A 22,773-nucleotide genomic window follows, 5' to 3' on the forward strand; every position below is an offset into this window, starting at 1 on the left:
ACCGGGTGATTTCACGCGGTGGCGGTCAGCGTCTGCGTCACCTCGTCGTCGGAGACCTCGTGGAAGTCGTCGTAGTAGGCGCCGACGGCGGCGAAGTCCGGCGGGAGTTGGCAGCTCACGACCGTGTCGGCGGTGTCGGCGAGCATCTCGTACGCCTGCTCGGAGCCGACCGGGACGGCGACGAGCACGCGGGTGGCGCCGAGGTGGCGGGCGACCTGGACGGCGGCGCGGGCGGTGGCGCCGGTGGCGAGCCCGTCGTCGACGACGACCGCGGTGCGTCCGGTCAGGTCCAGGGGTGGGCGGCCGGCGCGGTAGCGCTGTTCGCGGCGCTCCAGTTCGGCCTGTTCGCGGCGGCGGACCTGGGCCCGGTCGTTCTCGCTGATCCGGCCGGCGACCATGTCGTTGAGGACCTGCACGCCGCCGGGGCCGAGTGCGCCGTACGCGACCTCGGGCGCCCAGGGCACGCCGAGCTTGCGGACGACCAGCACGTCGAGGGGGGCGCCCAGCCGGTCGGCGATCACCCGGGCGACGGGTACGCCGCCGCGCACCAGGCCGAGGACGATGACGTCGGGTCGGCCGGCGAGGTCGGTGAGTCGTTCGGCGAGGTCGCGTCCCGCCTCGGTCCGGTCGCGGTAGGTGGTCATCCCTCAGGTGTACGCCCTCCGGCCGCGTCGCGGCGGGCGGTTGCCGGGAATGGCGGGGCGCCGGGGTCCCGGTTCGGGCGTTCGGTGCGCGTCAGCGCCGGGGCGAGGACGAGCAGGGCGACCGGGTAGAGCAGGTAGCCGAAGCGGGTGGAGGGCATCAGGAGGATCGCGGCGAGCAGCCCGTACCCGCAGATGGTGGCGGTGGCGGCGGCGGTGCGCGGCGGTCGGCGCAGCAGCCGGACGGCGATCGCCAGGCCGACCGCGACGAGCAGCGCGGCGGCGACGGCGCGGCCGGCGGGCAGCGTCTCGGCGATCAGGTGGCCGGGGAACGGGGACTGGGCGGGGCTGGTCACCAGGCCGTGGCCGAGGGGGAAGCGCAGCACGTTCTCGACCAGGGCGTCGCGGTCGACGAGGAGGACCGGCACCAGGGCGAGGACGGGGAGGCCGAGGGCGCCGAGGGCGGTGCGGCCGGCGGCGCGGCGGGTGGCGGCCCAGCAGACCAGCACGATCGCCACCGGCCAGGCGAAGAGTTTCAGGGCGCCGGCGGCGCCGACCGCGAGGCCGGCGCGGCCGGGTCGGTCGGCGGCGGCGAGGGCGAGGGCGAGCAGGCAGAGCGCGAGTACGGGGAGGTCGTCGCCGCCGGTGGCGAGGGTGAGCGCGCAGACGGGCAGCACGGTGGCGGCCTGGACGGCGCGCAGCACGGCGGCGGTGCGGCGGGGCGTGGTCGGGCCGCCGGTGGTGCGCAGCGTGGTGACCAGGGCGGCGAGGACGAGCGCGGTGACCACGGCGAACCAGACGCGGGCGTCGGTCCACCAGGCGTCGACGGCGGCGCGGGGCAGCCCGAACAGCGCCATGCCGGGCTGGTAGGGGGTGTAGCCGAGGAGCTGCTCGCCCGGCGGCAGGGCGGCGATCGCGTCGGGTCCGAGGTAGGGGGTGCCGTGCTCGGCGAGGCGCGTCCCGGCGTGTTCGACCACGATCACCTCCTCCTGGGCCCGGTCGGTGCGTCCGCCGGCCCGTTGGACGCTCTGCACGACGACGGGCAGCAGGGCGGTGGTGGCCCAGGTGAGTGCGGTGACCGTCCAGCGGGCGGGCAGCCCGGCCACTGTGGTGCCGGGGTCGCGGCGGCGGGCGAGGAGCTGGGTGGTGGCGGCGAGCGTGGCGAGGGCGTACCCGACGGTGGCGATCGCGCCCCAGGCGCGGTGCGGCGGCAGGGTGGAGGTGGCGGCGGTGATCGCGGCGAAGATCGTGGCGGCGGCGTAGAGCCCCAGGTCGAGGGCGAGGCCGCCGGCGGCGGTGTCGAGTGCCGACCAGCGGCGGGAGGCGGGGCCGGGCGGGTCGGCGTGGGCGGTCACGCGGGCCAGTCTGGCAGACCGGCGGTGCGGCCCGGCCGGGTCAGGGCTGCCGGGAGTCGGCGGCGGGCGCGGCGGGGCGGGTGCGCGGACCGCCGGTGCGGCGGCCGGGCAGGCGGATGACGGCGCCGGTGTCGTGCAGGGGCGGCGCGAGCGCGCCGGGTCGGCCGCCGGCGCCGCGCTGGAGGGCGGCGAGGAGCGCGCCGGCGGGTAGCGGGCGGGCGAACAGGTGGCCCTGCCCGGCCGCGCAGCCCAACTCCCAGAGCGCGCGGCGTTGCGGTTCGCTCTCCACTCCCTCGGCGACCACGGTGAGGTCGAGGCTGCGTCCGAGGTCGAGGGTGGAGCGGATCACGGCGGCGGCCTCGGGTGCGGTCTCCATGGCGGTGACGAAGCTGCGGTCGATCTTGAGTTCGTGGACCGGGATGCGGGAGAGCAGGGAGAGGGACGAGTAGCCGGTGCCGAAGTCGTCGAGGGCGAGCCGGACACCGGAGTCGCGGAGCCGGCTGAGCACCCGGTCGACCACGTCGAGCTGGCTGAGGGTGAGGGTCTCGGTGAGTTCCAGCACGAGTCGGTCCGGCGGCAGGTCGTGGGCGCGCAGCCGGGCCAGGACGGCGCCGGGGAAGCGGGCGTCGAGCAGGCTGCGGGGTGAGACGTTCACCGAGACGGGCAGGTCGAAGCCGGCGTCGCGCCAGGTGCCGGCCGCGATCAACGCCTGGTCGAGGATCGCCTCGGCGAACGCGGGCAGCAGCCCGGAGCGTTCCACCGCTTCGAGGAAGCGCAGCGGGTCGATCAGCCCGTGGGTCGGGTGGTGCCAGCGGGCCAGCGCCTCCGCGCCGGTGACCTCGCCGCTGGCCAGGTCGACGATGGGCTGGAAGTTGACGGTGAACTCGTGGTCGGCGACGGCCCGGGGCAGTTCCCCGCCGAGGGTGAGCCGGCCCAGGTCGGCGGTGTCGCGGGCGGGTGCATAGGTGGCGATCCGCTGGCCGGCCCGTTTGGCCTGGTACATGGCCACGTCGGCGCGGCGCAGCAGCTCGGCCATCCCGCCGGTGGCGGGGGCGACGGCGATGCCGCCGCTGGCCTCCACGCTGATCCGCATGCCGTCCAGGTCGAGCGGGTCGTGCAGGGCGGCGAGCAGGGCCTCGGCCCGGTGGGCGGCGACGGCCGGGGCGGGCAGGGCGCGCAGCAGCACCGCGAACTCGTCGCCGCCGAGCCGGGCGACCAGGTCGTCGGGTCGGGCCGCGCCGCGTAGCCGTTCGGCGACCTGGATCAGCACCCGGTCGCCGGCGGCGTGCCCGAGGGTGTCGTTGACCTCCTTGAAGTGGTTGAGGTCGATCAGCACCAGGGCGGTGACGCCGTCGGCGTGCCGGGTGGTGAGGTGGGTGGTGCCCTCGTCCAGCAGGTGGCGGCGGTTGGACAGGCCGGTGAGGGCGTCGTGGGTGGCGGCGTAGGCGTGGGCGTCGGCGATGCGGGCGAGTTCGGTGTACGCCTGGGCGTTGCGCACCGCGGTGCAGAGGGCGGAGGCGAAGGTGCGCAGCGTGTACTGCTCGCGTTCGGAGAGCTCCACCGGCCCGGCGAACCTGAGCCGCAGCATGCCCAGGTTGTCGGTCCGGTCGTGACCTTCCAGCGTGACCGGCATGATCCGGCCGTCCACCTCGCTGGGCGGTGGCGCCGTGCCGTCGTACGCGACCGCGGGGGCGCTGCCCCGCACGGTGCGTCCACCCTCGCGCAGTTCGACCTCGACCTCGTCGGCGGAGAAGAGTTCGGCGGCTTCGGTGACGGCGGTGGTCAGCACCTGGTCGAGGTCGACCACGTTGAGGGCGTCGGTGGCGCGGGCGAGGCGTTGCCACGCCTGCTGTTCGGTGCGGGTACGGATCCTGGACGAGTAGGCCAGGTGCAGGCTGAGCACGAGTGGCGGCACGGCGGGCAGCAGTCGAGGATCGATCCGCAAGATGAGCACGGTGGCGACGGCCACCAGGAAGCGCACGCCGAAGCCGGCGATCCGCAGGTCGAGATCGTTGCGGAACTGGCGGAGGATCGGCGTACGGGAGGCGAGCGCGATGACCGGGATCGCGAGCACGTCGTCGAGGACCGCGGCCACCAGGTAGACGAATCCCAGCAGCACGATGATGCCGACCGGTTCGCGTGGTGGCCAGGCGGCTCCGAGCAGCAGTGTGGTGGCCGCGGTGCCACCGGCCACCAGGGTGTGCTTCGCGATGGCGAACGCCACCTTGATCGGCGCCAGCCGGGTGATCGACCCGCAGGCCACCCCGATGCCGGTGGCCAGGACGACCCAGGAGGGCGGGGCGACGGCGAGGCCGATGACGATCGCCGTCTCGACCCAGGCGAAGTAGAAGGTCGTCGACCGGATCCGTAGCCGGGTCTTGATGACGGTGGCCAGTGCGACCGTCACCACGAGCGTCGCTACCGTGACGAGATCCCGCACGGAGTCGGGAGGCTGCTTGCGGGCGGCGAGGATCGCGACGAGCGCGATGGTCGCCGCCCCGAGGACGAGGGTGTAGACGAGTCCGCGCAGGGCCGGGTCGACAGCCGTTCGGCCTTCCGTCGTTCGGCTCAACCGGAGTCACCCGCCGCTCACCGTCGGTACGCGATGAGCGGCAGCCTACCGCGTCGCTCCTGGCCGGGAAACTCTCATCCCCATTCGGTGCTGCGCATTGTTCACCCCTCCTCGGATATCGCTTCGGGTCGGAATCGCCACGGACCGAGTTCGTCGCTCTCAATCGGTGCGCCGCATTGTCGCGACCCTCCTCGGATATCGCTTCTGCGCGTATCTGTGCCCAGCCGGTTGAAGAGCAGGCTAGGCGGAGGAGTGAGTGGTAAGGAAGAATTAATGTCCTTATGCGCAATATAAGGAACTATCACGGCTTAAATGACGTTCTGTCCACAAGTTGTATGCGGAGCGGAACGGATCGTCTCCTTGCGTACCCGCGTTGTCGCTCAGTGCCATCCGAAATCGCGCGGTACCGCATGCCCTCTGTAGCGTCGTCTGGGCGGGGAGACATTACAACCGTGCTTCTGGCCGGATCCCTTGTCGGTTCGACGAGTCGTGCCGAGTGCGTCCACGGGCCGTGGGACAACGGTCGAGTGACGAGTGGATTACCCTGGCGTTCGGTTTGGGACGAGTGCCGAACAAGGCTGGAAACGCGGCGTGGAAATACGAGTGCTAGGTGGCCTGTCGGTACGGCTCGACGGAGCCGACCTCGCCCTCGGGACACCCAAGCAGCAGCTGGTGTTGGCGCTACTCGCCGTTCGGGTCAACCAACTGGTCACTCTGCACGACTTGGTGGACGAGTTGTGGCCCGACGATCCGCCCCGGTCCGCAGTTCCCAATGTCCGGACGTACGCCGCCAATCTTCGTCGAGGTCTCGACTCCGCTGGGGGCGGCCGACTGAGGATCGTCCGTGAACCGGGCGGCTACCGCCTCGTTGCCGACGAGGAGCTGATCGACATTCACCGGTTCGGCGCCCGGTGGCGTCGCGCCCGTGAACTCATGCGCGCCGGAAAGCCCTCGCAGGTGATCGCCGGGTTGAGCGACGTGGTCGACCCCGGTCCGGCTCCGCTGTTGGCCGGACTCGCCGTGGGTCCGGCGCTGACCGCCCATCGTGAGGCCTCGGAACAGGAACGCCAGTCCGCGCTGGAACTGTTGGCGGAGGCATACCTCGCCCTGGGCCGCGCGGAGCTTGCGGTCCCGCTGCTGCGCGAGCACGCCGTACGCCAACGCCTGCGAGAGCGGGCGCAGGTCCTTCTGATGCGGGCGCTCATCGAGACCGGCGACGCGAGTGGTGCTCTCACCGTGTACCACGCGGCGCGGGACGCCCTGACCGAGCAGCTCGGACTGCCACCCGGCGAAGAGTTGGAGCACCTCCGGGTTGCGGCGACCGACGCCCGACGTGGTCCGCCGGAGGCCGCCCGCGCGGCGGAGAGGAGCCAGGCGCAGACCAACTGGCTACCGCGGGCGGTCTCGGACCTCGTCGGCCGTGAGGCACTTGTCGAGGCGCTGCTGCGTGAGTTCGCCGAGGCCCACGACTCCGGCCCGACGGTGCGGATGATCGACGGAATGGCGGGGTGTGGCAAGACGACCCTCGCCCTGCACGTGGCGGCTCACCTGGCCGACGCCTTTCCCGACGGACAGCTCTTCATCGACCTGCGGGGTCACGCGCGGCAGACCCGGATCCGACCCGCTGCGGCGTTGGACATCCTGCTCCGCCAGCTGGGTGTACCGGCCGGTCGGATCCCGGCCCGGTTCTCCGATCGGCTGGAGACCTGGCGGCAGGAGCTGACCGGGCGGCGCGTCGTGATGGTGCTCGACAACGCAGCGGACAGCGCACAGGTCGAGCCGTTGCTGCCCAGCCACGGTTCCGTGGCGGTGCTCGTCACCAGTCGGCGACGTCTGCTGGCCCTCACCGAGCGACCACCGGTGTCTCTCGCGGTGCTCACCGAGTCCGAGGCGCTCGAACTGCTCGGCACGCTGATCGGTAGGCGACGGTTGGCAGCGGATCCGGAGGGTGCGAGGCGACTGGTCAGCATCTGCGGTTGCCTCCCGCTCGCCGTCAGGCTGGCCGGGACCCGGTTGGCCCATCGGCCTGACTGGCGGGTGTCGGAGCTGGTGGACAGGTTGAGCCGGCGACCGTTGTTCCTTCCCGGCCTGCGCGCCGAGGCGCGGAGCGTGGCCGAAGCCTTCGCCGAGTCCTACGAGCCGCTCGGCGAGGCTGCGAGGCGCGTCTTCCGGTCGTTCGGCCTGGTCGCCGGGAACCACCTCGACAGCGCCATGGTGGCGGCTCTGACGGACCTGCGCCTGCCGCAGGCGGCCGACCTGCTGGACGAACTTGTCGACCGCCACCTGGTGGAGGAAGCCACCCCCGGGCGCTATCGCCTGCACGACCTGATGAGGCGCTATGCCACCGAGCTCGCCCGCCGGGAGGACCAGGCGACATTGGGCAGGCAGGCCGTATGGGGCCTGCTCGACCACGTCCTGCACTCGGTGGTCCGGGCCTCCGCGCTCATCGAGGACCCACAGCTGATCGCTGCGCACCTACGACTCGAAGCCCCGCTTCGGCCCGATCTGCTCGACGGGCGCGCCATCGGTGATCTGAACTGGCTGGAGGATCAGCGCCTGAACCTGGACGGCTTGGTCCGGCAGGCCGCTCAGGAGGGTCACGAGTCGATGGCGTGGCGGTTGGCCCGGGCGAGCTGGCGCTTCTCCTACACGCGCAGTTACTACGACGACATCACCGCCACGCACGAGATCGGGCTGACGGCGGCGCGCCGATCGGGGGACGAGCACGCCATCGCGTTGATGCACAACTACCTGGCCTCCGCCTGCGTCCGCACCGGCTCCTACCGCGAGGCCTCCGCCCACCTGCACGCGGTCGTGTCCATCCGTACCGCACTCGGGGACGCCGACGGCGCGCAGCGCGCCCGGGTCAACCTCGGAGTTGTGCACTGGCTCACCGGGCGGCTCCAGCAGTCCCTCGACGCCAACCTCAGCGCGTTGCGCAATGTGTCGGACACGATCCCCGTTCTGCCCAACCTCGGCCTCACGCTTCGATACCTGGGCCGCTACGACGAGTCGATGGCCGTGCACCGGCTCCATCTCTATGTCGCCCGGATCAGACGCGACCATTTCCACATGTCCAACGCCCTGGGGCACCTCGGCGGCGTTCGGTACCGCCTGGGTCAGCATCTCCAGGCGGAGCGCCTGCTTCGTGCCTCGTTGACGCTCCGCGACCGAACCGGAAGCGGGTTCGCCCGCGCCGAGACCCTGAGTGACCTCGCCGGCACGTGTCGGCAGCTCGGTCGCTACCAGGACGCCCTGCGCCACCACGAGGCGGCGATCGACGCCGCCACCGTGTCGGGGGAGCGTCACGTCCAGGCAGAGGCACGCAACGAGTTGGCCCTCACCCTCCGGGCGACGGGGCGGTGGAAGGAATCGGCGGCCATGTTCCAGGAGGCGCTGACCATCTCCACCCGGATCGCGCACCCGTACGAGCAGGGTCGGGCGTTGTGCGGCCTGGCCGAGCACCTGGAGGGCGACCAGCCGGCGGAGGCGCGTCGATACCGGCAGCGGGCGTTGGCGATCTTCGACCGGATGGGCGTGCCCGAGCGCCACGAACTCCGCCGGCGTCTCGCCGAACCGCCGTCACCAGTCGCCTGAACCGGTTTATCGATTTCTTATCGCGGTGCCGTCTAGCGTTCCCTCATCGGCCAAACGGGGGGTTCCCGCCCGAGCGGGACCCGGCCGACCAGGCCCCCACCGTCGATCCACCCCAGCGGATCGACGGTGGGCAGGTGAGGGAGGGGCGTCGTCCGGACATCGGCACCCGCCGCGACGTCCCTCCCCGCCGACGGCCCCGAGCAGCGCCGACCGCCCCGAGCGACGCCCGTCGTCGTACCCGGCGGATAGGGTCGAGCGGTGACCGAACCCGCGCAGCTCACCCACGTCGATCCGGCCGGCGCGGCCCGGATGGTCGACGTCTCCGCCAAGCCGGTCTCCGGCCGGCTCGCGGTCGCCGCCGGCCGGCTCCGCACCACCGCCGAGGTGGTGGAGCTGCTGCGCCGCGACGGCCTGCCCAAGGGCGACGCGCTCGCGGTCGGCCGGCTCGCCGGGATCATGGGGGCCAAGCGCACGCCCGACCTGATCCCGCTCTGCCACCCGATCGCGCTGCACGGCGTCACCGTCGACCTGCGCCTCACCGCCGACACCGTCGAGATCACCGCCACCGCGCGGACGGCCGACCGCACCGGGGTGGAGATGGAGGCGCTCACCGCCGTGGCCGTGGCCGGGCTGGCCCTGGTCGACATGGTCAAGGCCGTCGACCCGGCCGCCTCGGTGGACGCCGTCCGGGTGCTCCGCAAGTCCGGCGGCAAGACCGGCGAGTGGGTGCGACCGGAGGACCGGCCGTGATCCGGGCCCGGGTGGTGGTGGCCTCGAACCGGGCCGCCGCCGGGGTCTACGAGGACACCAGCGGTCCGCTGCTCGTCGCCGGCCTGCGCGAGCTGGGCTGCACGGTCGACGCGCCGGTGGTGGTGCCGGACGGGGAGCCGGTCGGCGCCGCGCTGCGGGCGGCCCGCGACGAGGGCGTCGACGTGGTGGTGACCAGCGGCGGCACCGGCATCACCCCGACCGACCGCACCCCCGACGTGACCCGTTCACTGCTCGACTACGAGATCCCGGGCATCGCCGAGGCGATCCGGGCGCACAGCCGCGACACGGTGCCGACCGCCGCGCTGTCCCGCGGCCTGGCCGGGGTGGCCGGCCGCATGCTGGTGGTCAACCTGCCCGGCTCGCGCGGCGGGGCCCGCGACGGGCTGGCCGTGCTCGGGCCGATCCTGCGGCACGCGGTCGACCAGCTCCGCGGGGGCGACCACTGAACCCGCGGCGCGCGTGCGCCGGCGCTAGGCTCGCCGGATGAGCACCGAAACCGAGACCACCGGGGCCGAGGTGGGCACGCCGCCACCGGCCGGGTGGGAGGAGGCCCGCTCCCGGGTGTACGCGGTCGGTCTCTCCGCCGCGCTGCCCGCGGTCGCCCGGCCGCTGGCCGACACCGACGGGCACACCCTGGCCGAGCCGCTGACCACGCGTACCGACCTGCCGGCGTTTCCCACCTCCAGCGTGGACGGGTGGGCGGTGCGCGGGGCGGGGCCGTGGCGGGTGGCCGGTCGGGTGCTCGCCGGGCAGACCGCGTCCCCGCTGGACGAGGACGGCAGCACCGTGGAGATCGCCACCGGCGCGATGGTACCGGCGGGCACGACTGCGATCCTGCGGATCGAGGAGTCGACCCGCACGGCGGACGGTCGGGTCGCCGGCACACCCCGCTCCCAGCCGGAGTGGCGGGAGCCGGGCGAGGAGGCACACCTCGGCGAGGAGTTGGTGCCGGCCGGCACGCCCGTGGATCCGGCGGTGATCGGCCTGGCCGCCTCCTGCGGGTACGACACGCTGCGGGTCCGCCGCCCACCCCGGGCGGCGCTGCTGGTCTTCGGCGACGAACTGCTCACCTCGGGCCCGCCGGGCGCCGGCCGGGTCCGCGACGCGCTCGGCCCCTCGGTGCCGGGCTGGCTGCGCCGCTACGGCTGCCAGGTGCGCGGCGGCGACGTGGTCGGCCCGGTCGCCGACACGCTGCCCGCGCACGTGGCGGCGCTGCGCGGCGCGCTGGCAAACGCCGACCTGGTCTGCACCACCGGCGGCACCATGCACGGCCCGGTCGACCACCTGCACCCGACGTTGGAGGCGCTCGGCGCCGACTACGTCGTCAACACCGTGGCGGTGCGCCCCGGCTTCCCGATGCTGCTCGCCCGGTTGGTGGACGGCGACGGCCGGGTGCGTTTCGTGGCCGGCCTGCCCGGCAACCCGCAGTCCGCGGTGGTGGCTCTCGTCTCGCTCGTCGCACCCCTGCTCGCCGGCCTCACCGGCCGGCCGATGCCGGTGCTTCCGCAGGTCACCCTGGCCGAGCCGGTGCCCGGCCGGGGCGACCACACCCACCTGGCGCTGGCTCGCTGGGACCGGGTCGCCGGCACCGCGCACCCGGTGCGGCACGTCGGCTCGGCGATGCTGCGGGGTCTGGCCGGCGCGGACGGCTTCGCGGTGATCCGGCCCGGCACGAGCGGCGCGGCCGGCGACCGGGTGCCGCTCGTCCCGCTGCCGCTGATGCCCGGGGAGCGGTCGTGATCGATCCGGTGGGGATGGTGCTCGGGGCGGTCACCGACCGGCCGCTCGATCTGGCCGCGCACGAGGCGGCGGTCGGCGACCGCCGGGCCGGTGCGGTGGTGTCCTTCCAGGGCGTGGTCCGCGACCACGACCACGGGCGTGCGGTCACCCGGCTGGAATACGAGGGTCACCCCAGCGCCGAGGCGGTGCTGCGCGAGGTCGCGGCGGAGATCGCCGCCGACCCGGCGGTCTACGCGGTGGCTGTCTCGCACCGGATCGGGCCCCTGGAGATCGGTGACGTCGCCCTGGTGGCGGCGGTCAGCACGGCGCACCGGGCGGCGGCGTTCGATGCCTGCGCCCGCCTGGTCGACGAGGTCAAGGCACGGCTGCCCATCTGGAAGCGGCAGGTCTTCGACGACGGCACCGAGGAGTGGGTGAACTGCCCCTGAGCGGGGTGGCTCAGCGCCGGGCGGCGAGCGGGGCGGTGCGGGCCAGCCGCTCGGGATAGAACGCCGGCTCCGCGCCGGGGCGCCACGGCAGCGCCGCGACCAGCACGATCAGCGCGATGGCCAGGGAGTTCTCCATCAACGCGCCGAACAGGCCGTCCTGGTAGTGGGACACCTCGGGGAGCTGGTGCTCGTACGGCCAGATCGGCGAGATCAGGAAGAGCAGATAGAGCCCGAGCGCGCCGACGCCGTGCCGGAGCCCGGTCAATGTCGGGTACCAGATCGGCGGGCGCAGCGTGGGCACGCCGTTGGCCGAGAGCATGCCGTTGCCGCGCGGCGGCAGGCGGCGGCTGGCGTCACGGCGGCGTACCGCGGCGTCGGCCAGCACGATGATCGCCGGGATGACCCAGACCAGGTGGTGCGACCAGGAGATCGGGCTGATCACGTTGGCGGTGAGCCCGACCAGCGTGAACGCGGTCAGTTCGTCGCCGTCGGCGCGCGCGCTGAGCGCCCGGGACAGGCCCAGCGCCAGCACCAGCACCGAGAAGGCGAGCCAGAGCAGCCCGGGCGTCTCGATCGAGTCGTAGAGGCGCGCCAGCAGGCCGGCGAGGGACTGGTTGGCGGTCATGTCCGCCGCGCCGACCCGTTCGGTCTGCCACAGCACGCTGGTGAAGTAGGCGCGGGACTCCGCACCGAGCACGCCGAACGTCCCGAGCGTCACCCCGACGGCGGTGCCGGTCGCGATCATCGCGGCCCGCCACTGCCGGGTGAGCATCAGGTAGAAGACGAACAGCGCCGGGGTGAGCTTCACGGCGGTGGCGAGCCCGATGCCGACCCCGGCCCAGGCGCCGCTGTAGACGAACCGGGCCAGCGGCGAGTCGGCGGTCTCGTGGTGGGTGCCCCGCTTGGCCCGCCACCGCAGCCCGACCAGGTCCGCCATGATCAGCGCGAAGAGCAGCAGGTTGACCTGGCCGTAACCGAGGGTCTCCCGGGACGGCTCGATGGCCAGCGCGACCGGGGTGGCGACGGCGACGGTGAACCACAGCGGCCAGCCGAGCCGGTCCACGATGGGACGTAGCAACGCGGCCAGCACCACGGCGAGCGCGGCGATGCTGGCCAGCGCGTTGACGAACCCGGCCCCGTCGACCGGCAGCCAGGACATCGGCAACATGACCAGGGCGGCGAAGGGCGGGTAGGTGAAGCCGAGGGTGGTCGAGGGAGCGACGAAGTCGTACAGCTCGTTGCCGCCCGCCCACCACAGCACCGCACCGTGGTAGATCTTCATGTCGAAGAAGTTGTAGGGACGGCCGAACGCGCCGACGGCGATCCAGGCGGCGTACGACACGGCGGCCACGACGCCGACGCGGACGACGATCCGACGGTCGACACCGCGCGGGACACGGGAGGCCGGGGCGAGGCGGTCCGTCCGTCTACCGACTGTCGTCGGCATGGCGTGGCCACCCCCGTACCAAGGTCGTCGTGCCCGTCCAGGTCCAGAACGGAGCCTAGAACGGTGCCTCACGTCGCTGCCTCCCGCGTTACACGACCGTGTCCGATCCCACACGTCTTCGCGACATTTCCACCGCGTTAACGGGTGTCGGGCGGTTCAGGTGATTGGTGGCCTTGCGGGGGGTGGTGGCCGTACGGGTGCAGGTCAGCCGGGCATGCGACGGGCGGTCGCCGCGGAGCGTACGGCGATCTTCGCCTCCCGGCGTGCGGTGCGGACCGCGCGCTTGACCGACCGGCGCGAGTGGTCGATCCGGTGGCCGGCGCGCCAGCGTAGCCCCGGCCTGCCCTCGGTGTCCGCGGCGGCGAGGAGGAGCCCACCGAGCAGTCCGAGGTTCTTCAGGAAGTGGATCTGGTTGTTGTTGCGCGCGGCGGGGTCGTCGTTGTTCCAGAAGGGATGGCCGGCGGCGGTGGTCGGCACCAGCGTGGCGGCGAGGACCAGCGCGGCCGGGCGACTGAACCGGCCGGTGGCCAGCATCAGGCCGCCGACCAGCTGGGTGGCGGCGTTGGCCCGGATGAGCGTCGCGGTGTCGGTCGGGATGCGCGGGTGCAGGTTCTGGATCAGCGGGGCGATCTTGTCGGTGACCGGTTCGGAGGCGGGGACCAACCGTTCCGGGTTGCGCAGGTTGCGGGCGCCGCTGACCACGAAGATGCCGCTCAACATGACTCGGGCGAGGGAGCGCACGGGCTTCATGGCTCAGTCATACCCCGTCGCGGGCGTCGTCACCCCCGCAACACACGAAAGGTATCGGCCGACGTGGACGTCCGGGCCACGCCGATTTCAGCGACCGTCGCGGATGGACCGGCCGTGTTCGGTAAGGTCGCGCGGGTGACGACGCTGCGACTGCGCCCGGAGGACCCGGCGGACGAGGCACCGGTGGCCCGGGTGCTCGCCGCCGCCTTCGCCCGGCCGGATGTGGCCACCCCGCCCGAGGTCGGCCTGGTCGAGGAGCTGCGACACGGCCCGGCGTGGATCCCGGAGCTGGCCATGGTCGCCGAATACGGCGGCGAGGTGGTGGGCTTCGCGCTGCTCACCCGCGTCGGCGTACGCACCGACGGCGGCACCTGGCCCGCGTTGGCGCTCGGACCGGTGGCGGTGGCCCCGCACCGGCAACGCGTCGGGCACGGCACGGCGGTGGTGCAGGCGGCGCTCGAGGCCGCCACCGAGCTGGGCGAGCGGCTCGTGGTGGTGCTGGGCGACCCGGCGTACTACCGGCGGTTCGGGTTCGGCCCGGCGGAGCGGCTGGGGTTGACCAGCCCGTGGTCCGGGCTGGGGGAGCCGTGGCAGGCGCTGGTGCTGCCGCCGTCCACCGGCGAGGAGCCGCCGCCCCCGGCCGGCGAGGTGGTCTTCCCGCCGCCCTGGTCGCGGGTGTGAGCGTCGCTCAGGCGGGCTGGGTGCGCAGGTAACGGCCGAAGTGCGGGACGGTGAACGCGACGGTTCCCCGCTCGCCGGAATAGATCAGGCCCTTCTTGATCAGCGCGTCCCGGGCCGGGGAGAGGCTGGCCGGCTTGCGGCCGAGCGCCCGGGCGATCTCCGCGGTGGGCACCGCGGCGTCCATGTCGTCCCGGCCGCCCTCCTCGCCGTCCACCAGCGCCAGCGTGGCCATCGCCCGCATGTACTCGCGCTCGGCCGGCGTGGCCCGCTCGAACCGGGAGCCGAAGAACCCCACCGCCAGCTCCGCCTCCGCCTCGGGCGCGGCGACCCGCACGTCCGCCGCGGTGATCGGTGAGCGCGGCGCGTGGTCCCAGGTGGCTTTCCCGTACGCCTGGACGAAGTAGGGATAGCCGCCGGACTTCTCGTAGAGCAGGTCGAGCGCCTTCTGCTCGTACTCGACCTCCTCCCGCTCGGCCGGCGCGCAGAGCGCCTGGTCGGCGGCGATCCGGTCGAGTCGGTCGATGCGCTGGTAGCGGTAGAGCCGTTCGGAGTACGACTTGGCGGCGCTGAGCACGGCCGGCAGGTGCGGCAGCCCGGCACCCACCACGATCAGCGGCGCGCCGAGCTGGGACAGCTCGTGGCAGGCGGCGCAGAGCGCCGAGACGTCCTCGGCGCCGACGTCCTGCATCTCGTCGATGAACACGGCGATGCCGGTGCCCACGTCGGTGGCGACCGCCGCCGCGTCGCTGAGCAGCTCGACCAGGTCGATCTCGATGTCGCCGGAGTCGGCCCGGCCGCTGCTGGCCGGCACGTCGATGCCGGGCTGCCAGCGGTCGCGCAGCTTCGGCGCCGCGCCACCCCGTCCGCTCGGCGGCGTGGACCGTTGCGCGAACGCCTTGAGCACGCCCAGGAAGGCGTCGATCCGGTCGGGCGCCCGGTGCCGGGGGGCCAGCTCGCGGACCGCCATGTGCAGTGCGGCGGCGATCGGCCGGCGCAGCGACTGGTCCGGTCGGGCCTCGATCTTGCCGGTGCCCCAGAGGTGGCTGATCGCCTCCGAGCGCAGCGTGTTGAGCAGGACCGTCTTGCCGACTCCGCGCAGCCCGGTGAGCATCAGGCTGCGTTCCGGCCGGCCGCGGGCGATCCGTTCCAGGACCACGTCGAAGACGTCCAGCTCCCGCCCCCGCCCGGCGAGTTCGGGCGGGCGCTGGCCGGCGCCCGGCGCGTACGGGTTGCGGACCGGATCCACGAATCGCACAGTATCGGGTCGTCTAGCGGCCAGGCTAGACGTGCGTAGAGGTGGCTACCGCGTGTCGGCCTCGACGTAAAACTAGGGCTGTCTAGCGTCCACGCTAGACAGCCCTAGTTTTGCCTACCGGCTCACCGCCGCTTCAGGCAGAGGACGAAGTCGAGCGTGTCCAGCTCGCTGTCGAAGAAGTACCAGTCGGTGTAGCCGGTCACCTTGCCGCACTTCGCCTCGGCGTCCTTCTTGCCGCTGGTCGCGCCGTCGATCCGGCGCAGCACCTGGTAGGTCTTCGGCGCACAGTCGGCGATCACCAGCTTGGGCTGGCCGCCCCCGCCCTCGTTGGCGACGCACTGGCCCGCCTTGACGAAGCGCGGATCGGTCGACGAGGCCGGGGCCGGTGCGGTCGGCGTCGCCTCAGCCGGATCGCTCGGCGCCGCCGCCGTCGGGTCCGCGGCCGGCGCGGTGGCCGCCGTCGTCCCGGCCGTCGGGCTCTGCTCGTCCCGGCCGAGCAGCCACCAGGCGCCGGCGCCGCCCAGCAGCAGCACCGCCAGCACGATCACCACCACCAGCAGCGGACCCTTGCCCCGCTTCGGGGGCGTGGGCTCGGCGTAGGGCGGCTCGCCGCCGGCGTACGGGGGCTGCCCGCCGGCGTAGGGCGGCTGCCCGCCGTAGCCCGGGTCGGCGGGGTATCCCTGGTACTGCGGCGGACCGGGCGCCCACCCCGGCGCGGCCGGCTCGTACTGCTGGGTGGGGGGCCCGTACTGCTGGGGCGGGACGCCGTACTGCTCGGTGGGAGCGCCGTACTGCTGCGGCGGCCCGTACTGCGGACCGCCGGGCGCCGGGCCGTAGTGCGGGTCGGCCGGCTGCGGGGCGTACCCGTCGTCGGGCCGCCGTCCCCCCCACGGCTCGGGTGAGCCGCCGCCCGGTGGTCCGAAGTTCGACATGAACGCCTCCTGCGTACGCCAGTGCTGAGAGGCCGGCCACCAACACGGGACGCCGACGCCGTGGTCACCGTAGCGTGGTCCACCGATGAGCTCACGCCCCGAGAGTGCGACGACCGCCGCCGACGGCCCCGCGCGGTCGGCCCGCCCCGCCCTGATCTGGACCGCCCTCGCCCTGGTCTACCTGCTCTGGGGTTCGACCTACCTGGGCATCCGGGTCGCGGTCGAGTCCCTGCCGCCGCTCACCTCGGCGGCGATGCGGTTCGCCGCGGCCGCCGTGGTGCTCGCGCTGGTGCTGCGCCTGCGCCGCGGGCCCGGTGCGCTCCGCGTGCCGGCCCGACGCCTCGGCTCGGCCGCGCTGGTCGGTGTGCTGCTGCTGGCCGGCGGCAACGGGCTGGTGGTGCTCGCCGAGTCCGGCCCGCCAGGCGGCGCCGTGCCCTCCGGTGTCGCCGCGCTGCTGGTGGCCACCGTCCCGCTGCTGGTGGTGGTGCTGCGTACGGCCGGCGGGGACCGGCCCCGGGCCTGGACGTTCGCCGGCGTGGCGCTCGGCTTCGTCGGGCTGGTCCTGCTGGTCCTGCCCCGCGACGGCGTGGACGGGGTGCCGCTGGTCGGCGCGCTGATCGTGGTGGCCGGCGCGGTCAGCTGGTCCGTCGGCTCGTTCCTGTCCGGACGGATCCGGATGCCCGCCGACCCGTTCGTGGCCACCGTCTACGAGATGGTGGCCGGAGCGGTGGCGCTCGCGGTGGTCGCGGCCGCACGCGGGGAGCTGGCCGACTTCTCCCCCGCCGAGGTGACCACGCGGTCCTGGGTGGCGCTGGTCTACCTGATGGTGGCCGGCTCGCTGGTCGCCTTCACCGCGTACGTCTGGCTGCTCGCGCACGCGCCGCTCTCCCTGGTGTCCACGTACGCCTACGTGAACCCGGCGGTCGCGGTGGCGCTCGGCGCGCTGCTCGTCGCCGAGCCGGTCACCGCGCAGGTGCTGCTCGGCGGCGCGGTCATCGTGACCGGCGTGGCGGTGGTGGTGAGCACCGAGCGTCCGCGCCGGACCGCGCCGGCTGCCGTGGACGGGACGGCCCGGGAGACGGCGGAGCGGTAGCGTCCCGGCCCGTGTCGGCGGCGCTGGTGACCGGGGTGGCGCTGCTCGGCGCGCTCGCCGGGCTGGTGGCCGTACCGGTGGGTCGGTCCCTGGTGGGCGGCGGCCCCGCTCCGCGCCGGGCGGTCCTGACCGCGACCGGTGCGGTGGTGTTCGGCGGGCTGGCCGCCGCCCACGGGGCCGGGCCCGCGCTACCGGCCCTGCTGCTGGTCGCCGGCGTCGGGCTGCTGCTCGTGGTCACCGACCTGACCGCCCTGCGGCTGCCCGACCCGCTGGTCGGCGCGCTGGCGCTCGGCGGCGGGCTCGGCCTCGCCGGCGCCGCGCTGGCCACCGGAGAGCCGGGTCGCCTGACCGCCGCCGGCGCCGGCGCCGCGCTCTCCCTCGCCGGCTACCTGCTGCTGGCGCTGGTGCCCGGCGCCCGGCTCGGCTTCGGTGACGTGAAGCTCGCCGCCGCGCTCGGGCTCCCGCTGGGCTGGCTCGGCTGGCCGACGCTCCGGCTCGGGCTGCTCCTCCCGCACGTGCTCGCCGGGGTGACGGTGCTGGTCCTGCTCGCCGCCGGCCGGGTACGCCGGGACACGCCGCTGCCGTTCGGCCCGGCGATCCTCGCCGGCGCCTGGCTCGCCGTCCTGCTCACCTGAGGCCGCCGCGCGCGTGTCGGCGGGCGAGGCGCGCCGGTCAGATCAGCCGGAGCTGGTGATCCCGGGGCCGGCGTGGCTCCGCCGTGCCGAGCCGGTCGAACAACGCCGGGTCGATCACGTCGAGGAACGGCGACGGCCGGGTCTCGCGTTCCGCGCCGTGCCGGGCCCGCCGGGCGGCGTGGCTGACGTAGAGCCGGTCCTGCGCCCGGGTCAGGCCGACGAAGAAGAGCCGGCGCTCCTCGGCCACCGCGTCCTCGTCCGGCTCGCTGCCGGGCCAGCGCAGCGGCAGCAGGCCGTCCTCGGCGCCGACCAGGAACACCACCGGGAACTCCAGCCCCTTCGCCGCGTGCAGCGTGAGCAGCGTGACCGCCTCGGCCCGCGGATCCAGGGCGTCCACCTCCGCGCCGGTGGCGAGCTGGTTGAGGAACAGCCCGAGGTCGTCACCGCAGCGCCGGGCCAGCGGCGTGAGCAGGTCCACGGCGGTGCGGACGTCCTCGGGGCGTACCGCGCCGGTGCCGTCGAGCGTGGGCACGGCGAAGCGCTCCGCCAGGAGCTGACCGGCCTGGCGTACCCGGGCGGCCAGCGACCCGTCGAGACCGGCCTGGCGCAGCTCGCGGGCGACGGCGGTGACGCCGGGCCGGTCGCGCAGCCGGTCGTGCGAGCGCTTCTGCACCGGGATGTTGGCCCGGGCCAGCGCGTCCACGACCGGCGCGGCCTGGGAGTCGGTGCGGTAGAGCACCGCGATGTCGGAGAAGGAGAGCGACGTCGTCCGCCCGTCGATGCGGCCCGAGTCCAGCGAGCGGTGGGACAGGCCGCCGACCAGCTCGTCGACGGTGCGGACCACGAAGTCGGCCTCGTCGGCCACCGAGGTCGCGGCGTACCGGCCGACCAGCGGCGCCTCCGGGTCGAGCCGGGCCGGGTCGAGGCGGCGACCGCGCACCAGCGACGACGGCGCGATGGCCTGCACCGCGGCGGCCAGGATCGGCGCCGACGAGCGGTAGTTGCGGTTCAACCGCACCAGCCGGGCGTCGGTGAAGTCCTGCGAGAAGCGCAGGAAGTAGCCGACGTCGGCGCCCCGGAACGAGTAGATCGCCTGGTCCGGGTCGCCGATCGCGCACAGGTTGCCGTCGGCGGGGCTGAGCAGCCGCAGCAGGTCGTACTGCACCGCGTCGACGTCCTGGTACTCGTCAACGAAGATCCACTTCCACCGTTCGCGGTACTCCCGGACCAGTTTCCGGTCCCCCTTGAGCAGCGCCACCGGCAGGGTGAGCAGCTCGTCCAGGTCGACCAGGTCCTTCTTGCGCAGCAGCGCGACGTACCGCTCGTCGTCCTCGCCGGCCTCGGCGCGGGCCGCCGCCCGGTCCGTCTCGTCGGCGATCCGGAAGTCCGCCGGCAGCCCGGCGGCCGCCGCGTTCTCCCGCAGCACGGTCAGGCCGAGCGAGTGGAACGTGCCCACGGTGACGTCCTCGGCGACCGGGCCGAGCAGCCCGTCGAGCCGGTGCCGCAGCTCCTCGGCCGCCCGGCGGGTGAACGTGATCGCCAGGCACTGGTCGGGGAAGACGTTCAACTCCGCGCAGAGGTACGCGATCCGGTGGGTCAACGTCCGGGTCTTGCCGGTGCCGGGCCCGGCCACGATGAGCAGCGGACCGCCCGGCGCGGACGCGGCCACCCGCTGCATCGCGTCCAGGCGGTCCAGCAGGCCGGTGCCGACCTCCTCCATGCCGGCGAGCATCGGCTCGAACGGCTCGTGCGGGGAGGGCGGCGGCGCGATCGGGCGAGCCGGCGGCGGCGTGCGCTTCGGCTCGGGCCGGGCCGCCGCCGGGCGCTTGGCCCTCGGTCTCGGCGCCGGCTCCGCGGGCCGTCGCTGCGCGGGCACGGGTACGTCGAAGAGCGCGTCCTGCCCCGACCCGCCGGCCGTGGCGCCCAGTTCCGCCGGATCGAACAGTGTGATCACCCCGTACTCGCCGTCGTAGCCCGGTACCCGGCGGACCTCACCGCGGCGCAGCCGGCCGATGCCCTCGGCGAGCAGCTCGCCACCGACCCGGCCGATCTCCTCGACCGGGGTACGGGTCAGGATCTCCAACTCCGGGCCGAGCGCGGCGACCAGCTCGTGGAGCTTGCCCTCCACCTTCTTCGACCGCGCGCCCACCCGGTTGATCTCGCCGAGGATCTCGGCCAGCGGCACCAGGTGCGCCACCGCGCGGGCGTGCGCCGGACGGTGCCCCACCGGACGGTCGGCCAGCTCCTCGACCCGGCTCAGTACGCCGACGGTGAGCGGCTTGCCGCACTCCGGGCAGCGCCCACCCGCCTCGCGGGTGCGCTCGGGCGACCAGTTCACCCCGCAGAGCCGGTGCCCGTCGGCGTGGTACTTGCCCTCCTCCGGGAAGAACTCGACGGTGCCGGCGAGCCCGTCCCCGGTGCGCAGCGCCTCCCGGATCGCGAAGTAGTCGCGGGCCGCGGTGAGGACCGTGGCCTCCCGGGCCAGCGCCGGCGGCGAGTGGGCGTCCGAGTTCGACACCAGCTGGTAGCGGTCCAGGCTGCCGACCCGCCAGTTCATCTCCGGGTCGGAGGAGAGGCCGGTCTCCACCGCGAAGATGTGCTCGGCCAGGTCGGCGTAACAGTCGGCGATCGCGTCGAAGCCGGACTTCGAGCCGAGCGCGGAGAACCAGGGCGTCCAGATGTGCGCCGGCACCAGGTAGCCGTCTCCGCTGGCCTCCAGCGTGATCTCCAGCAGGTCGCGGGAGTCCAGCCCGAGGATCGGCCGGCCGTCGGAGCCGAGGTTGCCGATCCGGCCCAGCGCGGCGTTGAATCGGCCCACCGCGTCCAGGTCCGGCAGGTAGATCAGGTGGTGCACCTTCCGGGTCCGGTCGTCCCGCTTGTAGATGGTGGAGATCTCCACGCTCAGCATGAACCGGACCGGGTCCGCCTCCGCCGCGCTCGCCAGCCGGGGCGGCAGCCGCCGGGCGATGTCCCGCTCCGCCTCCGGCGAGAGCCGGTAGAGGCCGGGCTCGGCCGGGTGCAGCGTCTCCCGCAGGTGGTCGTACCAGGCCGGGTGGGTGAAGTCTCCGGTGCCGAGCACCCCGATGCCCTTGCGTCGGGCCCACCAGCCGAGGTTCGGCAGGGTCAGGTCGCGGCTGCACGCGCGGGAGTATCTCGAGTGGATGTGCAGATCCGCGACGTAGGGCGGGAGGCCACCGGGGGGTGCGGCGCTGAACGGAGGCACGCCGCATCCTGTCACGTCCGGTTGCCCGCCCGCCCGCCGCCACGCGTACGCGTGACCTGAGCAATGCGGTGCTGGACTCGGCGCCCCCGGCGCGCTATGGGGCGCGCAGCTCGACCAGCGTCACCTGCGGCGGGGCGCCGACGCGCACCGGCGGACCCCAGAACCCGGCGCCGTTGGTGACGTACACCTTGGTGCCGTCCACCTCGCCCAGACCGGAGACCACCGGCTGCTGGAGCTTCACCGCCAGGTTGAACGGCACCATCTGGCCGCCGTGGGTGTGCCCGGAGAGTTGCAGGTCGACGCCGAACTTCGCCGCCTCCTGCGCGGCCACCGGCTGGTGGGCCAGCAGCACCACCGGGCGGCTCGGGTCACGGTCGCCGAGGGCGGCGGCGTAGTCGGCCGGCGCGGCCAGACCGGTGCCGGCGGCGGTCACGTCGTTGACCCCGGCCAGGTCCAGCACCCCGCCGCGGGCCTGGATCTCCTGCCGCTCGTTCTGCAGCACCCGCAGGCCGAGCCGGTCCACCTCGCGGACCCACTCCTCCACGCCGGAGTAGTACTCGTGGTTGCCGGTGACGAAGAAGCTGCCGTAGCGGGAGCGCAGGTCGCGCAGCGGCTCCGCGGCCGAGCCCAGCTCGGCCACCGTCCCGTCGACCAGGTCGCCGACCACCGCCACCAGATCGGCGTCCAGCTGGTTGATCATGGCGACGATCCGCTCGGTGTGCGCCCGTCCGCGCAGCGGCCCGAGGTGGATGTCGGAGACGGTGGCGATCCGCAGGCCGTCCATGCTCCGGGGCAGCTTGGCCAGCGGGATCCGGACCCGGTCCAGTCGGGGCGGGCCCGTCGCGGTGCGGACGCCGTACCCGGTGACGCCGGCGGCGGTGAGCCCGGCGAAGATCGCCGCGCCGCGCGCGAGCAGCAACCGGCGGGACGGGTCGTGGTCGGCGGGCACGGTGTCCGCCGGCGGGGCGTCGCCACCGTCGGCGGTCCCGCCGGACGGGGTGCCGACGGCGTCGCCGGTCGACCCGGGCGGGACGGCCCCGGCCCCGGCGCCGATCAGCGCCGGCTCGGGGGCGGGGCCCGTGGCGGCGGCGCGGGCGCGGCGGCGCAGGACGAGCCGGACCACCGCGATCGGCACCTCCAGCACCAGCAGCAGCACCAGCAGGTAGAACATCAGCGCCAGCCAGAGGTAGCCCGGCCAGGCCAGCCAGAACCAGCCGTTCCTCGTGCCGGCCATGGTCGCCGGCACGAGCAGGGCGAGCAGGGCGACCACGGCCGCGCCGAGCCGGCGCCACCGACCCGGCCGGGTGGTGTCCCGGACCAGCCGCTTCCACAGGTAGAAGTGGATCAGGCCGATGACGAGCACGACGAAGATCAGGAATGTCGCCATCGCCAGCACGTCGGCCTCCTCAGCCGCCCGCGAAGGGCGGCAGCACGTCCACCGTCACCCCGGCCGGCAACAGTGCCTGACGATCATGACAGGCCACGCCGTCGACCAGGAAACTCGCCGCCTTCAGCACCACGGACAGTCGCTCGCCGTGCCGGGCGGCCAGGTCGTCGAGGAGTTCGTCCAGCGACCGGCCGGCGGATGCGGTCTCCTCGGCGCGGCCGGCCGCGGCCCGCGCCCCGGCGAAGTAGCGGACGGTCAGTTCCACG

At 74.1% G+C, this 22,773-nt stretch carries 18 protein-coding genes; 8 read left to right on the forward strand and 10 right to left on the reverse strand.

Annotated features, from left to right (window positions below; all coding sequences use genetic code 11):
- Window positions 1-11: 11 nt before the first annotated feature.
- Genes CO540_RS20090 through CO540_RS20100 form a run of 3 tightly spaced genes read right to left on the reverse strand, consistent with a single transcriptional unit; the run spans window position 12 to window position 4,526 of the window.
- Complete coding sequence (locus CO540_RS20090; protein ID WP_099163217.1) at window positions 12-644, reverse strand: phosphoribosyltransferase; 633 nt, start codon at window positions 642-644, stop codon at window positions 12-14.
- Entirely contained in the window at window positions 641-1,996 is a 1,356-nt protein-coding gene (locus tag CO540_RS20095) for a glycosyltransferase 87 family protein (protein WP_099163218.1), read from the reverse strand. Before CO540_RS20095 ends, CO540_RS20090 begins: the two co-directional genes overlap by 4 nt.
- A 40-nt stretch (window positions 1,997-2,036) precedes the next feature.
- Window positions 2,037-4,526 carry a bifunctional diguanylate cyclase/phosphodiesterase gene (locus CO540_RS20100; RefSeq protein WP_099164860.1) on the reverse strand — a complete coding sequence of 830 codons (2,490 nt, stop codon included), beginning with the start codon at window positions 4,524-4,526 and terminating at the stop codon, window positions 2,037-2,039.
- A gap of 576 nt (window positions 4,527-5,102) precedes the next feature.
- On the opposite strand from CO540_RS20100, the gene CO540_RS20105 reads away from it, so the two are divergent.
- The 5 genes from CO540_RS20105 to CO540_RS20125 all read left to right on the forward strand — a co-directional run bounded on the left by CO540_RS20105 (window position 5,103) and on the right by CO540_RS20125 (window position 11,104).
- A complete protein-coding gene (locus CO540_RS20105; RefSeq protein ID WP_253866093.1) occupies window positions 5,103-8,165 on the forward strand; it encodes a tetratricopeptide repeat protein in 3,063 nt (1,020 codons plus the stop codon).
- Between the two features lie 258 nt (window positions 8,166-8,423).
- Window positions 8,424-8,915: a cyclic pyranopterin monophosphate synthase MoaC gene (moaC, locus tag CO540_RS20110; protein ID WP_098747552.1), complete on the forward strand. Its 492-nt coding sequence runs from the start codon at window positions 8,424-8,426 to the stop codon at window positions 8,913-8,915.
- Window positions 8,912-9,382, forward strand: a complete 471-nt coding sequence (locus CO540_RS20115) for a molybdenum cofactor biosynthesis protein B (protein ID WP_099164861.1) — start codon at window positions 8,912-8,914, stop codon at window positions 9,380-9,382. Before moaC ends, CO540_RS20115 begins: the two co-directional genes overlap by 4 nt.
- 37 nt (window positions 9,383-9,419) lie before the next feature.
- Window positions 9,420-10,676 (forward strand): molybdopterin molybdotransferase MoeA, encoded by a 1,257-nt coding sequence (locus CO540_RS20120; RefSeq protein WP_099163220.1) that lies wholly within the window; start codon window positions 9,420-9,422, stop codon window positions 10,674-10,676.
- Between the two features lie 14 nt (window positions 10,677-10,690).
- Window positions 10,691-11,104: a molybdenum cofactor biosynthesis protein MoaE gene (locus tag CO540_RS20125; protein ID WP_098747581.1), complete on the forward strand. Its 414-nt coding sequence runs from the start codon at window positions 10,691-10,693 to the stop codon at window positions 11,102-11,104.
- Window positions 11,105-11,114: 10 nt separating this feature from the next.
- Here CO540_RS20125 and CO540_RS20130 read toward each other — a convergent pair whose 3' ends face one another.
- Together CO540_RS20130 and CO540_RS20135 are read right to left on the reverse strand one after the other, a co-directional pair.
- Window positions 11,115-12,551 (reverse strand): glycosyltransferase 87 family protein, encoded by a 1,437-nt coding sequence (locus tag CO540_RS20130; protein WP_099163221.1) that lies wholly within the window; start codon window positions 12,549-12,551, stop codon window positions 11,115-11,117.
- 204 nt (window positions 12,552-12,755) lie between these two features.
- On the reverse strand, window positions 12,756-13,301 hold the full coding sequence (locus CO540_RS20135; protein ID WP_091567828.1) for a DoxX family protein: 546 nt from the start codon (window positions 13,299-13,301) through the stop codon (window positions 12,756-12,758).
- 135 nt (window positions 13,302-13,436) lie between these two features.
- On the opposite strand from CO540_RS20135, the gene CO540_RS20140 reads away from it, so the two are divergent.
- A complete protein-coding gene (locus CO540_RS20140) occupies window positions 13,437-13,982 on the forward strand; it encodes a GNAT family N-acetyltransferase (RefSeq protein WP_099164862.1) in 546 nt (181 codons plus the stop codon).
- A gap of 7 nt (window positions 13,983-13,989) precedes the next feature.
- Here the strand turns inward: CO540_RS20140 and CO540_RS20145 are convergent, their stop codons facing one another.
- Together CO540_RS20145 and CO540_RS20150 are read right to left on the reverse strand one after the other, a co-directional pair.
- Window positions 13,990-15,228 (reverse strand): ATP-binding protein, encoded by a 1,239-nt coding sequence (locus CO540_RS20145; RefSeq protein ID WP_099163222.1) that lies wholly within the window; start codon window positions 15,226-15,228, stop codon window positions 13,990-13,992.
- A gap of 131 nt (window positions 15,229-15,359) precedes the next feature.
- A complete protein-coding gene (locus tag CO540_RS20150) occupies window positions 15,360-16,169 on the reverse strand; it encodes a flagellar basal body protein FliL (protein WP_099163223.1) in 810 nt (269 codons plus the stop codon).
- A gap of 85 nt (window positions 16,170-16,254) precedes the next feature.
- On the opposite strand from CO540_RS20150, the gene CO540_RS20155 reads away from it, so the two are divergent.
- Together CO540_RS20155 and CO540_RS20160 are read left to right on the forward strand one after the other, a co-directional pair.
- Window positions 16,255-17,262, forward strand: a complete 1,008-nt coding sequence (locus tag CO540_RS20155; RefSeq protein WP_099163224.1) for an EamA family transporter — start codon at window positions 16,255-16,257, stop codon at window positions 17,260-17,262.
- 11 nt (window positions 17,263-17,273) lie between these two features.
- Window positions 17,274-17,897 carry an A24 family peptidase gene (locus tag CO540_RS20160; RefSeq protein WP_099163225.1) on the forward strand — a complete coding sequence of 208 codons (624 nt, stop codon included), beginning with the start codon at window positions 17,274-17,276 and terminating at the stop codon, window positions 17,895-17,897.
- Window positions 17,898-17,934: 37 nt separating this feature from the next.
- Here CO540_RS20160 and CO540_RS20165 read toward each other — a convergent pair whose 3' ends face one another.
- From CO540_RS20165 to CO540_RS20175, 3 genes are all read right to left on the reverse strand, one after another.
- Window positions 17,935-21,120: a UvrD-helicase domain-containing protein gene (locus CO540_RS20165; protein WP_099163226.1), complete on the reverse strand. Its 3,186-nt coding sequence runs from the start codon at window positions 21,118-21,120 to the stop codon at window positions 17,935-17,937.
- A 94-nt stretch (window positions 21,121-21,214) separates the two neighbouring features.
- Entirely contained in the window at window positions 21,215-22,516 is a 1,302-nt protein-coding gene (locus tag CO540_RS20170; protein WP_099163227.1) for a metallophosphoesterase, read from the reverse strand.
- A 10-nt stretch (window positions 22,517-22,526) separates the two neighbouring features.
- The gene (locus CO540_RS20175; RefSeq protein ID WP_091567854.1) at window positions 22,527-22,772 is read right to left on the reverse strand and encodes a MoaD/ThiS family protein; all 246 of its coding nucleotides are present in this window, start codon (window positions 22,770-22,772) and stop codon (window positions 22,527-22,529) included.
- Between the last annotated feature and the right edge of the window lies 1 nt (window position 22,773).

Source organism: Micromonospora sp. WMMA2032, assembly GCF_002688545.1.
Classification (GTDB): domain Bacteria; phylum Actinomycetota; class Actinomycetes; order Mycobacteriales; family Micromonosporaceae; genus Micromonospora; species Micromonospora sediminicola.